General features: G+C 50.2%; 13 protein-coding genes and 1 riboswitch. Of the genes, 3 read left to right on the forward strand and 10 right to left on the reverse strand.

From position 1 onward, the window contains the following. Positions 1-42: 42 nt before the first annotated feature. From GQY55_RS13320 to GQY55_RS13350, 7 genes are all read right to left on the reverse strand, one after another. Entirely contained in the window at positions 43-1173 is a 1131-nt protein-coding gene (locus GQY55_RS13320) for an FtsW/RodA/SpoVE family cell cycle protein (protein WP_160042075.1), read from the reverse strand. 23 nt (positions 1174-1196) lie between these two features. Next, complete coding sequence (gene ftsW / locus GQY55_RS13325) at positions 1197-2327, reverse strand: putative lipid II flippase FtsW (RefSeq protein ID WP_268895013.1); 1131 nt, start codon at positions 2325-2327, stop codon at positions 1197-1199. Between the two features lie 23 nt (positions 2328-2350). Continuing rightward, entirely contained in the window at positions 2351-2884 is a 534-nt protein-coding gene (locus GQY55_RS13330; protein WP_160042079.1) for an FG-GAP repeat protein, read from the reverse strand. Positions 2885-2950: 66 nt separating this feature from the next. Beyond that, positions 2951-4357 carry a HAMP domain-containing sensor histidine kinase gene (locus GQY55_RS13335; RefSeq protein WP_160042081.1) on the reverse strand — a complete coding sequence of 469 codons (1407 nt, stop codon included), beginning with the start codon at positions 4355-4357 and terminating at the stop codon, positions 2951-2953. Positions 4358-4361: 4 nt separating this feature from the next. Then, positions 4362-5066, reverse strand: a complete 705-nt coding sequence (locus tag GQY55_RS13340; RefSeq protein WP_160042308.1) for a response regulator transcription factor — start codon at positions 5064-5066, stop codon at positions 4362-4364. Positions 5067-5252: 186 nt separating this feature from the next. Beyond that, positions 5253-5425, reverse strand: a riboswitch (M-box (ykoK) riboswitch). Between the two features lie 60 nt (positions 5426-5485). Next, positions 5486-5920, reverse strand: a complete 435-nt coding sequence (locus GQY55_RS13345) for an Hsp20/alpha crystallin family protein (RefSeq protein ID WP_160042083.1) — start codon at positions 5918-5920, stop codon at positions 5486-5488. Between the two features lie 296 nt (positions 5921-6216). Beyond that, complete coding sequence (locus GQY55_RS13350; protein ID WP_160042085.1) at positions 6217-7911, reverse strand: M3 family oligoendopeptidase; 1695 nt, start codon at positions 7909-7911, stop codon at positions 6217-6219. A gap of 536 nt (positions 7912-8447) precedes the next feature. Here GQY55_RS13350 and GQY55_RS13355 point away from each other — a divergent pair. Next, a complete protein-coding gene (locus GQY55_RS13355; RefSeq protein WP_160042087.1) occupies positions 8448-8687 on the forward strand; it encodes a helix-turn-helix domain-containing protein in 240 nt (79 codons plus the stop codon). A gap of 24 nt (positions 8688-8711) precedes the next feature. Next, positions 8712-9224, forward strand: a complete 513-nt coding sequence (gene def, locus GQY55_RS13360) for a peptide deformylase (protein ID WP_160042089.1) — start codon at positions 8712-8714, stop codon at positions 9222-9224. Between the two features lie 209 nt (positions 9225-9433). Here the strand turns inward: def and GQY55_RS13365 are convergent, their stop codons facing one another. Next, positions 9434-10288 carry a patatin-like phospholipase family protein gene (locus GQY55_RS13365; protein WP_160042091.1) on the reverse strand — a complete coding sequence of 285 codons (855 nt, stop codon included), beginning with the start codon at positions 10286-10288 and terminating at the stop codon, positions 9434-9436. A gap of 94 nt (positions 10289-10382) precedes the next feature. Here GQY55_RS13365 and GQY55_RS13370 point away from each other — a divergent pair, with 94 nt between their 5' ends. Continuing rightward, the gene (locus GQY55_RS13370) at positions 10383-10748 is read left to right on the forward strand and encodes a MerR family transcriptional regulator (RefSeq protein WP_160042093.1); all 366 of its coding nucleotides are present in this window, start codon (positions 10383-10385) and stop codon (positions 10746-10748) included. A 103-nt stretch (positions 10749-10851) separates the two neighbouring features. Here the strand turns inward: GQY55_RS13370 and GQY55_RS13375 are convergent, their stop codons facing one another. Together GQY55_RS13375 and GQY55_RS13380 are read right to left on the reverse strand one after the other, a co-directional pair. Further along, entirely contained in the window at positions 10852-11760 is a 909-nt protein-coding gene (locus GQY55_RS13375) for an aldo/keto reductase (RefSeq protein WP_160042095.1), read from the reverse strand. 40 nt (positions 11761-11800) lie between these two features. Continuing rightward, entirely contained in the window at positions 11801-13048 is a 1248-nt protein-coding gene (locus GQY55_RS13380) for a DUF445 domain-containing protein (protein ID WP_160042097.1), read from the reverse strand. Between the last annotated feature and the right edge of the window lie 91 nt (positions 13049-13139).

A 13139-nucleotide genomic window follows, 5' to 3' on the forward strand; every position in this document is an offset into this window, starting at 1 on the left:
TCATAGAAAAAAGGACACATTCGAAATGGTCCTTTTTGGTAATCAAACGTTCATAATATCTTTTTCATCCTTATGGGCATGAACACTCAAAATAAGGCCGACCGCGATCATATTGGTCAGCAGCGAGCTGCCCCCATAACTGATGAACGGCAGTGAAATACCCGTCAAAGGCAAAATGCCTATATGCATGCCGATGTTAACGGAAACCTGAAAGACCAGCATCCCGATAAAACCGGCTACAAGATAGGAACCTGCATAATCTCTGCTTTCCATGGCGATATGCACCATTCGGTACACGAGAAGCATATACAACAAAAGCAGCGCCGCAGAGCCGATAAAGCCAAATTCCTCCCCGATGACGACATAAATCGAATCGGAATACACATAAGGGATAAAACCTCTTCGTACGTACGAGCCGTCGCTGCCGTCCAATCCACCCGAACCGATGGCTTTCATCGCGTTTTTCACATGCCAAGATTTATCGGGATCGCTGGCGGGATCCAGAAAGGTCTGGATTCTCGCCAATTGATGCGGCTGCACGATTTTGGACAACAACTCGAAATTGGCATAATACAGCCACAATATCGTCCCAATGGCAAGAATGACTACTCCGATGAAAACAAGCATATACAACGAACGGATGTTGCCGATCCACAGCATGCTTAACAGAATGCCCAGGAAAACGAGGGAAGTGCCTAAATCCGGTTGCTTCATGATCAAAACAAACGGAATCAAAAAAACGCCGCATATCGGTAATACATCCTGGTATAAACGGAGCTTTTGGCCATTTCGCTTCCCCAATAAATGAGCAATCAGCAATATCGAAGATATTTTTGCCAATTCCGAAGGCTGCAGCTGGAACCCTCCAATGCTCAGCCATCGGGCCGCCCCGTTTATATTTTCTCCGGCAATCTTGACCAGAAGCAGCATCACGATGCCGATCCCATATAAAACATAGGACATCTTGCCCAAAAGAACGCGATAATCCAGCAGAGCAAGGCATAACATCGGAATGCAAAACGCGATAAACAGATACATATTATACAAGTGAAGACCTTTTAAATGCGTATCCGCAGTGGCTCTGTAAATAACAAACGTGCCCGCGGACGCAAGGCAGAGGACAACGAACAGCGTCGATTTGTCCAATTTGGCAATGTTGCGGATGTTGAACATAGGAAGACCTCATTTTGTCGATTTCAGCGTGTTTCTTGACGTCTTCTCGCATTTGCCCTCGAAATGTTCAGCAGAATGCCGGTGCACGCCAGACACAATATGAGCGATGATCCTCCATAACTAATAAAAGGAAGCGGTACGCCGGTAACCGGCAAACTGCCGATGGCCGCCCCTGCGTTCAGCATGAACTGAAAGAAAATCATCATGACGATCCCCATCCCGAGCATGAATCCGAACGGATCGTCTTTGCATCTGACCGAAGCCGTAAACCCGCGCCATATGTATAGAAAAAAAGCAATCATGACCAGAGTAGTCCCAACAAAACCCAGTTCCTCGCCTATGATCGCAAAAATAAAATCCGTGTGCGCTTCCGGCAAATAAAAAAGCTTTTGCACGCTATGGCCGATCCCTGTTCCCGTAACCCCGCCATGCTGGAATGCGTATAGAGATTGGATGACCTGGTACCCCGATCCTTGCGGATCGTCGAACGGGTTGAGAAAAGAACTGATCCGCGCGAGACGGTAGCTTTTGCTGAAGGCAAGGTACACAAATACGGGAATCAAAGCCAGACCGAGCAGCAGCAGATGGCGCAGGTCTGTATTTCCCACGAGGAGGACCGAGACGGCGATGCCTGTCAATATCAGCACGGTACCGAAATCGGGTTGTTTCAGGACAAGCAGTATAATCAGGCCGACGACCGCCATGATCGGAAGCAGACCTCGCTTAAAATTTCGGATGCCCTCGCCTTTTCGGCTTATGATCGTCGACAAATAAACGATGACTGTTAATTTAACGAACTCGGAGGGCTGCAGCGTAAAGCCGGCCACGGAAAACCACCGTTTTGCGCCGTTGATGCTTCCGCCTTCGATTAGCACAAACAGCAGCAGCAGAAGCGAAATCAGCAGCAAAAGCGGCGCAACCTTTTTCAGGCGTGAATAAGGAACAATCATAAAAAAGGACATAGCAAATAAGCCGATAAGCGCGAAAATGCCTTGTTTGACGACATAATGCCACGGACCTTGATGTTTTGAGATCGAAACCGGATAACTTGCGCTAAAAATCATGACCAAGCCAAACCCAACCAGAAAGAAGGTCAAAAACAGCAGCAAAAAATCCGGTCGACCTCGTATTTTATCATTCAATACATCAAACACCTCCGCAGCTTCAAAACGGCGTATTAATCAAGCTCTAACGGGCCTTGATACACCTTTTTGGAGATGAGTTTCAGCTTGTCTTCCTCCCATCCGTAAATGTCAAGACCGTTTCCAGCGTCGCCAAGCGACCAGCCAAGCGCCAGCTCAGGACGGCCGTCATGGTTGACATCCTTAATTTCGGCAACGTCCAAACCATAACCGAATCCATCCACTTCCGAGACGATGCGCCACTTTTTGTTATGCTGCATAAAAAGTGCGGCTTTTAAAAGTTTGCCCGTCCTGTTTTTGACCTGAAAAACGACGACCGCTTCATCAACCCCGTCGCCGTCAAGATCGCCGAACGAAATATCTTTGCCGCCTTTTTGCTGCATAGGGGACAATATTTGCGCTTGATCCGGCAGCAATTTGGCCAGGTCGCGGCTGATATGGTCGGTTTGCAGGTTCGTTACAGCTAATGGGGGCCTGATCAGATCAACCGGGGTTGCGGGCGCGCCGCATCCTGCAAGAAATAAAAAAGGCGTCAATATAACACTTGCAATGATGAACCTTCTCGGCATTTGTTCACCTACTCCTCGCTGGCAAGCTTATTTTCATTCTATCGTCGGGTGACAAAAAAGTGGTTATCAAATCGTTAAATTTCGATCATTTTCGATCGGCAGACAAATTTCTACCTTGGTTCCTTGCCCCGGCCTGCTGAAGATGTGAAGTTTGCCGCGATGCAGCTTTATGATCTGTTCGGATATCGCAAGGCCGAGCCCGCTGCCGGGGGCATGAGGATCGACTTTGTAAAACTTTTGAACTACATTCTTCAAGTTTTCTTCCGAGATGCCCGAACCTGTATCTTCGACGGCCAATACAGCGTACCCGGAATTAGAATAAACTTGAAGGGTGATTCGACCCGGGTGCTCCGTGAACTTGAGCGCATTGTCCACAAGATTGATCAGCACTTGTTTCAGCCGATTTTCATCTGCTTGGATCTCAGGCATATTCTCATCCGCGAGTACTTCCAGCGTGACCCCTTGCCTGGCTGCTCTAGGGGCCAGCTGCCTTTCGATGTGACGCAGCAGTTCCGGAAGGTTCACGGCTTCAAACCGTACGTTTATTCTCCCGCTATCCAGTTTGGAGAAATCCAGCAGCTCGTCTACCATTCGGGCAAGTCTGTCGCTTTCCGAATCGATAATACCCAGTCCGTCTTGAAATAACCGTCCATCTCCCGCCCCATTTGCTTTTAATGTAACAACCCAGCCTTTGATCGAAGTTAACGGCGTTCGCAGTTCATGCGAAACGGATGAAATAAATTCATTTTTCAGCTGCTCGCTTTGCGCGATCCTGCCGGCCATCATGTTTAACGTATCCGCGAGAGAACCCAATTCATCGCGATATCGCTTATGCACCCGGATGCTGAAATCGCCCTCTGTCATCCGATCCGCCGCCTGCTTAAGATCTTTTATTGATCTTGTAATGGTCCATGACAACAGCAGCGAAAGCAAGGTAACGATCGCAAGCACGAGCAATCCGACCCCGACCAGCAAAACGGCGATTTGTCTTACCGTCTTTATCGTTTCGGTCAAAGAAGTGACAAACCTGACTACCCCTATCGTTTTGTCATGTGCTTTTAAAGGGAAAGAAACTGCCAAAATCGGCTCCCGGGTTATAGGATCATTTCCCTTCCAAGTGTCGGGCCGACCTGTAATCGCTGATTGCACATCGGCGTATTCCGCCATGCTCTTATCCGCTCGATAGCCGGTGGAATCCCGTAGCAGCCGGCCGGATGAATCCAAGATTTGGACCTCCGCCTCGGACTGACTGGCAAACCCTTGCAGCAAGCGGCCGGATTGCTTTTCCAAATCTTCGCCAGCGAAATACTGCTGAAAAAAAGAAGCGGACAGTTCCGCTTGGTTCATCAGGATCCGCTCCACGTTATGAAAATAATAATAGTTGACGAATAAAATGAGAAAAATTTCAAGAATAAGCACCGTGAGACAAATGACCCCAAAATAACTTCCTACCAATCTTTTTCGGATGCCCATCTCTTCACTCGTCCTTCTTCCAGCGGTACCCGAGTCCCCATACCGTTTCGATCCAATGCGGGTTGGAGCTGTCATCCTCCAGCTTTTCCCGCAGCTTGCGTATATGAACGTCAACCGTTTTTGGATCTCCGATGAAATCTTCGCCCCATACGAGGTTCAACAATTCATCTCTTGAAAGCGCCGTATTGGGATGCTCAAGAAAAGCCCGTACCATATGAAATTCCTTCGGCGTCAATTCAACAGGTTCGTCATGTTTGAAGACGATATTCGAACGCATATCCATTCGGATGGGACCGGAATGAAGCACCTGGATCGGCGGCTTAAAAGAGACCTCTGTACGGCGCAATACCGCTTTGATTCGGGCCACAAGCTCAAGCGGATTAAACGGTTTGACGATATAATCGTCGGCACCGATTTCAAGCCCTTTGATTTTATTCATATCCTGCCCCGATGCCGTTAAGAAGATAATAATGACCTCCGGGTCTTCTTCCCTAATCCTGCGGCATATTTCGAATCCGTCCATATCCGGCAGCATAATATCCAAAACAACGACATGGTGGCGATTCGCCTGAAAGCTTCTCATCGCTTCTTCTCCATATGCAGCCTCGCTCACCTCAAATCCGTTGTTTGCCAAATTGATCGAAATGAAACGTCTGATGTGATCTTCATCTTCCACGATCAGCACTTGATTCCGTTTTTGAATATCCATCATCCCCACCTCCGCATCGGCCAAACCGCCAACAATGTGACAAAAATAAAAAACTCCACCGGGTAAGGAAGAGTTTAAACGTATAAACGTTTATAGAATGTTCCCTTGGTGCCAACCTCTTCTTTTCCATGCAAAAAGCCCTCCGCTGATGTACACAGCTAGAGGGCATGAATATTAATAACACCTTCGTCTCCCCCTAGTCGAGTTTTGGCACTATACAACGTAAAGGGACGTTTCGTCCCTTAGCCACGTTATGAAAAGCCTTAATCCGGCAATCCCTGTTCTACCCATAGGTATCTTTCGATATTTCTGGGCAGTGGCCTGTGTTTATATAGGAGCCTCACCTAACGAGGACCATTCAATTTCTAAGTCATCTTAATCCTTGTCTTGGCACTTGTCAAGTCGTTGTCCACATGCTGTCAGTCGATGCGAATGCGTTTCGTCCCGTCGTCCTGCGCTCTTTTTGGAATCTCGATCTGAAGCACGCCGTTTTCCAGCTTGGCTTTCACTTGCTCCGCATCCGCGCGCTCAAGGTAGAATCGACGGACGAATTCACCGTAATGGCGCTCGCGTCGGATCACTTTTTGATCGTCGTCTTTCGTTTCAAACATGTCGTTGCGTTTGGCGGAAATGGTCAAATCATGATCCTTCAGCTCGATCCGGATATCCTCCTTATTGAAACCGGGAAGCTCGGCGTCGATATAATAGGCGTCTTCGGTTTCACGGATGTCCGCGCGGAAGGATTTTGTTCCGAACTCGGCCATGCCGACGGAATCGAACAAATCGTTAAAGGATTTCATCATGTTGTTAAAAAATACGTCGCTTTTTCTATTGAAAGGAATCAAATCAAACATGTCTTGTTCCTCCTTTGATTAATGACTTTGCAAAATCAGCAGCATCCTGCAGGCTTGACTTTGCGAGCGGCCGCTTTGGCGGGCGTTGAATCTTACAGTTCCATTGTATGCTTCCTTCGGAAATCGGGCAAAACCGGTTTCGGGAGAAATCAGGCGATTAGAATCGAACAGAGCCGGTTTTCAAGATCTTGACCTTAACTGTCTTTGACTTTTATGCCCGCATGAACAAAACGCCTGCCTTCGAGTATTGAAGGACAGGCGTTTTTGTTGTATGGCGTGGCAATGCATACCCAGTATTAAAGGGCTTCGTCGTTTACTTGATTCAGCCAGTTTTCAATGTCGCCGATCACCGAAGCTACGCAGCCGTCTTCGAACGGCGATTTCAATCCGGCATATTGGGCCAAGCCTACAAACGACATGCTGCCGCCGACTTTGCAGAGCTTCAAGTAATCGGCCCATGCGGATTTATAGTCTTCGTTCATGCGTTTCCAGAATTGGAAAGCGCACAGCTGCGCAAGCGTGTAATCGATGTAGTAGAACGGCGATTGGAAAATATGGCCCTGCTTATGCCAGAAGCCGCCGCGTTCCAGATAATCGTTGCCTCCGAAATTGCGGTGAGGCAGATATTTCTTCTCGATATCGCGCCATGCCTGCTTGCGTTCCGTCGGCGTTGCATCCGGATTTTCATATACGAAATGCTGGAATTCGTCGACCGACACGCCGTAAGGAACGAACAGAAGCGCGCTGCTCAAATGATCGAATTTGTATTTTTCCGTGTCTTCCTCGAAGAACAGATTCATCCACGGCCAGGTGAAAAATTCCATGCTCATCGAATGGATTTCGGCTGCTTCATACGTAGGCCAGTGATATTCAGGCACCTCGAAATGGCGGCTCGAATATACCTGGAACGCATGGCCCGCTTCGTGCGTCAGAACGTCGATGTCGCCGGAAGTTCCGTTGAAGTTCGAGAAGATAAACGGCGCGCCGTATTTGCTGATATACGTGCAATACCCCCCGCCTTGTTTGCCTTTTTTGCTGACAAGGTCCATGAGGCCGTTTTCAACCATAAAACCGAAAAATTCCTTCGTTTCAGGCGACAGCTCCGAATACATTTTCACCCCGCGCTCCAGGATCCAATCCGGATCTCCTTTTGGCGCCGCATTACCGGTTTTGAAGCTGAAACCGTCGTCGTAGATGTATAGCTGGTCGACGCCGATCCGTTGGCGCTGGCGTTCCTTCAATTTGGTGGCCACCGGCACGATGTGCTCCAATACCTGCTTCCGGAAGTTCGCAACCATTTCGGCGTTGTAATCCGTGCGGTTCATCCGCACATAGGCCAGCTCCACGAAATTTTTGTAGCCAAGCTTATGGGCGATGCGCGTGCGCGTCTTGACCAGTTCGTCGTAAATCCGGTCAAAATCCGCTTCATGTTCGGCCATAAATTGGTATCTGGCTTCGGAAGCCCGGCGGCGCAGGTCGCGGTCCGTGGACAGCTCGAACGGCGTCAGTTGGGTGAGCGTGCGCTCTTCGCCTTCGAACGGAATTTTGGCGGAAGCGATCAGCTGCGCATATTCGGTCGAAAGCTTGTTTTCTGCTTGCAGATCTTCAATGATTTCGGGGCTGAACGTCTTGAGGGCAAGCTCGGCCAGCTGGAACAGCTGGGTTCCCCATTTCGCCTCGAGTTCGGCTCTGAACTTGGAATGAACAAGCGCGCGGTAGAAATCGGTTATGTATTCCTGGTAGATCGGCACGATCTCGTCAATATAGTCCTGTTCGGCTTTATAAAACGCATCGTTGGTATCGATCGAATGGCGGACTGCGACGATTTGAGCCATCGACTCCATTTCCCCGCGGAGATGGTTGATCTCGGACAAAGCCTTCTCCTGATCTTCCAGCCGTTCAGCGGATTCAAACTTCTGCACGAGCTGCCCGAACTGCCCTTTGATGGACTCGATATCCGGACGCTCATACTTGTATTCGTTAAATTTCATGGATTGGACACTTCCTCTCGCCTTGGGATCATTGTCTATTATACATGGAGTTGAGAAGAAGATTCTACCACCGTTCAAAAAAATTTAATGTTCTTTGATTCCATACCGCTTAACCGGCCCACCATAAGATCAAAATCACCGCAATTTGTATGCTGAAAAACAATCCGAGAAGCAACAGGACGAGGCCGGCCAGCAACTTCGCTGCTATAAAGGCAAATTTTTTCCATCTCCCTTGTATCATCCATCCCATCCTCCGTCATACGATTTAATAACATAACAAAAATCTAACGACGTACCTCCACTGAAGACAGGCCGCGCTTGGCGGAAATTTTTCTTGAGTTATAAGGATGCCATCGCTTCGAGGCTTCTCTTTCTTATATCTTTGAAAAGCCTTATGCGTCGCCCGTCAAACGTCTTTTTTGCCGAATCCAGATCACCATTGTGTGTTGGACCGAGCCATGATATATTAGGTAACAAATAAATTATTTAGGCGCTACCTAATATTATACCACAATAAGGAAAGGGTGCATGCAAAGATGCTAGTTTGGATGCTTCGGCAAGTCATGGCGCAAAAGGGGATTTGGTCGGGTGCCGAGCTGGCAAGATTGTTGAAGGAAAAAGCCGGATACGAGCTGTCCCCCCCTTCCATCAGCGCTTTGCTGCGGGGACAACCTAAACAAATGAAAGCCGAAACGCTGGATGCGCTGTGCACGGCGCTGGAATGCACGACCGGCGATTTATGGGTGCACACGCCATCGGGCGTTCAAGGCGCTTAATACAAGTCAGGAGGCTAATGAACAGTGGCGGAAAGAGAAATTGTTCCCTTCGGGGATCCTGTGCTCCGCAAAATCGCAAAACCCGTTACGGAGCTGACACCAAAAATGCTGCGCATCCTTGACGATCTCGTCGATACGCTGTACGCCGAAGACGGACGCGCGGGCTTGGCCGCGCCCCAAATCGGATTTTTGCGCAGAATGGTCGTGATGGATTGCGGGGAAGGACTTATTGAACTGATCAATCCCGAAATACTCGAAAAAAGCGGCGAGCAAATCGGGCCGGAAGCTTGCTTGTCGTATCCGGGCTATTCAGGAATCGTCAAACGGGCCGACTACGTCAAAGTCAGAACGCTGACCCGGGCGGGCGAATCGGTCGTATTGGAGGGGACCGGCTATTTGGCGCGCTGCATCCAGCACGAAATCGATCACCTCGACGGCGTATTATTTATCGACCGGATCGAAGGCGACCAGTTTTATCACGAGCCGTCCAAGCAGAAGGCCGACCTGTTGAAGGCATTGAAGCTAACGCAAAAATAGTCTTATACGACGGCGTTAATAAATCAACAATGCTGGCATGAATGAATTCTATTCTTGCCGACCTTTGAACATTATTTTAAAGCAAATTAGCCGTGAAACCATATGGTTCGCGGCTAATTTGTCCTGTACCGAATTTTTTGAAACGTTGTTCCTTGCCTCGGAAAGAGCCTATACCACCCTTGTGTTCGTTAGAACAGAATAAAGGCTTCTTACCACATGGCCAGAACGGCTTCGGCAATGTTTCGGCCTTGTTCCCGTCCCGCGATTGCCGTTGCGCCCCGACGGGCGGGGTCATACGGATTGGGTCCGATCGCCGCGACGCTGCGTTCATCCGGTATGATGAGATAAACTTCCGCGTTGGCACGCATGTCTGCCGCATCTTCCTCAGCTCCCGGAATAGAACCATAACCTTTCGGCATAGGGGAAAGAATCACGATCCGTTCATATCCTTCCGCAAGTCGTGCGTTGGTCGTGGACACCATGCCTCCGTCGGTCCAGATGCGCCCACCGATGGAAACAAGCGGCCATATCCCCGGAACGGCTCCGCTGGCCGACACGGCATCAAGCAAAGAAACTCCCGATTGATGATCGAAAGCATGCAGCTCCCCCGTATCGGCATCAATGGCAGTCACCCGAAGATGAGGCGGCCAAGTTCTGGTCGTTAGGCGGCTCTCTACAACCTTGCGCCGTTGTTCGAGCGACACCGGGGAGGGATTGCTTTTGGCGATAAGACCGAATTCCGCCCCTACTTTTTGCGGATCGCTACCTCCTGCGTCGAATGCATGATACCACGCTTGCATCAATTCATTGGACGCGGCGACCGATATCTCGGTCGGATTCGACTCCAACTGTTCGGCAAACAGCTTGTTCATGTCGTACCCGCTGGCTAAAGCTGCTCCGACAAATGCTCCGGCAGACGTCCCGATGATCACGTCAGATCGGTAGAGATCGACACCGGATTCGAACAATCCCGCTAAAACGCCCACCTCCCATGCGATGCCGGTCACGCCGCCGCCGCCCAAAACGACGGCTCGGGTTGGGGAATTCCTTTTCTGGGCGTTCATTCACAGCCCCTCCTTTTGACAATTTTTCTTTCAGCCTCTAGAGTATACACCATAAAGTAAACTTGAAGGTCAAGCCTAATGTGCGGAGGATCGGATGAAAATTCATATGCTGGCGCAAAAAACCGGATTAACGCCGCCTACCATTCGTTATTATGAGAAGGAAGGACTGCTGGATAAACGCCATGTTGAGCGAATGGACAATAATTATCGGAATTATACCGAGGAAGCGGTCGAACACCTTCGGCTGATCAAAAAAGTTCAGGCTGCGGGATTCACGCTCGGAGACATTAAAGCCATTATGAAAGAAAAAGGAGAGCTCTCCCGGGTCGTTGAATTGTTGCAGGAGAAGATGAAGGAAATGGACTGCAGGAAAAAGGAATTGGAGCAAACGCAGGAACTTCTCGCCCGGATGATTGCCCACAAACTGGCGCTGTTGGAGAAGAAGGGAACAAAAACATGATTCAACCACTGCTTCAAATCATAAGTACTCCTTCTCAAAAAAACCGCCCTGCATGATGGCAGCAGGACGGTTTTTTTGTCTTCAAACCTATAACATAGTCATTTTATCTATGCGCCTCATAAACGTTGGCGCGGCTGATGCCGCGGATTTGCTCCAATTCCTTCGGGGTCAGATCGGGCGAATCGCCCGCGGCCACATTGTGCCGAAGCTGCTCAAGCGAGCTCGCCCCGGGAATGGCTGCCGCTACCGCAGGATGACCCAACGAATAACGGATAGCGGTCTGCGACATGGAACGGTCGGGACGAACGAATGCCTCCAGTTTTTTGCGGATTTCCAGGAGCTCTTCCGGAGTGTAGTCCAAGTAACCTTTGCCGGCTTTTGCTTCGCCCGTTTCAGCCAGAACGCCCGAAGCGACGGGCCCGCGCGCGATGACGCTGACGCCGTGCCCGTCGAGCAGCGGCAGCACCTCTTCTTCCGGCCTGCGGTCAAGAATGCTGTACTGGCTCATGACGGATACGATGTTCGAACGTTTGACGTATTCGCGGATGACGTTCGGACGGATCGAAGAGATGCCGTAATAACGGATGACCCCTTCCTGCTTCAATTCCTCGAACGCTTCAATCGTTTCGTCGATGGGATCGTCCAGCGTGCCGCCATGGAGTTGGTACAGATCGATGTAATCGGTCTGAAGGCGGCGCAAGCTGTCTTTTACGGCTGTTTTGATATAAGCTTTGGACGGGTCCCAGCTCCAGCCCTCTTTGCCCGGAATCCGGCGGTTGCCGACTTTGGTGGCCAAAATGGCGTCGCCGCGGCGGCCTTTTAGGGCTTTGCCCACAATTTCCTCGTTCCGGCCCGCGTCGTACAAATCGGCCGTATCCAAAAAGTTGATTCCCCGCTCAAGCGCCTCATGAATTAATCGTTCGGCGGGTTGTTCTTCCGTTCCGAGCGACATGCAGCCAAGCCCGATTTCGCTAACGAACAGCTCCGAAGTTCCAAGCCGGTTTTTTTTCATATCAAAACTCCTCCCCGTCATTAATGATTGAATTTATTCCTTACGCCAGCAGCATATGGATGACCGTCAACACAAGCCCGATCAAAAATCCGCAGATGGCTCCGTTTACCCGAATCCACTGCAGGTCGCTGCCGACCTTCTCTTCCAGCATTTGCACCAGCGACTGGTCATCCAGCTGATCAAGGTTCTCGCGCACCAGCAGACCGATCCGGTAGTAGTTCGCTTCGACCGCCTTCACGATCAGAGACAAAATGCCCTGTTCCCAGCGGTCCATCGTCTCTTCCTTGTCCCGCAGCATGTTCGTGGCCCACCGGTACAATTTGACGATGGCGCGCCCTCCGTTCACCCGCTCCTGCTCCAGCAATGCCAGCACTCGCTCCCGGATCTCTTCAAGCTTGCGCAGCATCCATTCCTCGGTACCGGGAGCCGCAAGCTTTTCCCCGATCAGGGTTTTGATGCGCTCGGCGACTTCCGGATTTTCCGCGAAATCGGTGACCTGCTGCCGCACTTCCGTCAAAATACGCTGCCGGACCGGACTATTTTCGTAGGCAAGTTCATATAACGTGGACTGGATCAGGTTTTTCAGCATATTCCCGAGCTTTTCCTCGCTCATGAAACCCAACATCGCTTGCAGCGCGAATCCTTTCATTCCGCTCAGCTGGATTTCCTGCAGCTTGTTCATTGCGAGCTGGCCTAGCATATATTCATTTTCGGGACGGCTTATCCAACGGCCGGCAAAGTTCAGCACGAAATTGAACGCCTTTTCATCCAGCTGGCTGCGAAAAGCCTGCTTTGATGCCGCTTCGAGCATCGGCGATAAATCCTGTTTTCCCACCAAGTCGACAAGCAGCTTTTGCGCGGCCGGCGTGATGTTTTGAAGCGGAATTTGCCGCACGGCTTCGCTGACGGCATCGATCATTTTAACGCGGATTTCCTTTTTGCCGATCAGCTTCAAAATCCCGGACGACAACGCTTTGAACAGCTTCATCTGCCGCAATCGTCCCGTGATGCTTTCTTTGTTCAGCAGCTCCGTTTCCAGCGCCGAAATCAGCGAGTTGACGATTTTGTTGCGGTTTTTCAGCAGCAAGGACGTATGCGGGATCGGAATGCCGAGCGGATGCCGGAATAATGCCGTCACCGCAAACCAGTCCGCAAATCCGCCGACCAGTCCCGCCTCAAAACCTCCCTGCAGCAGGCGCACCGCCACGTTCTGGGGCAAAAACAAGGTGATCAGAAACCCGGCTCCCATGACCGCCAGCGAGGTCCCTGCCAAATACCTGGATTTCAAGTCATATCCCTCCGCTCTATGTATCCGTTAACTAATAGTATTGTAACCATATTGGAGTTGCAAGCTTACAACCGCTTCCTCCGCCAATAGA

Source organism: Paenibacillus sp. USDA918EY, from assembly GCF_009870825.1.
In the GTDB taxonomy this organism is placed as follows: Bacteria; Bacillota; Bacilli; order Paenibacillales; family Paenibacillaceae; genus Paenibacillus_AQ; species Paenibacillus_AQ albilobatus.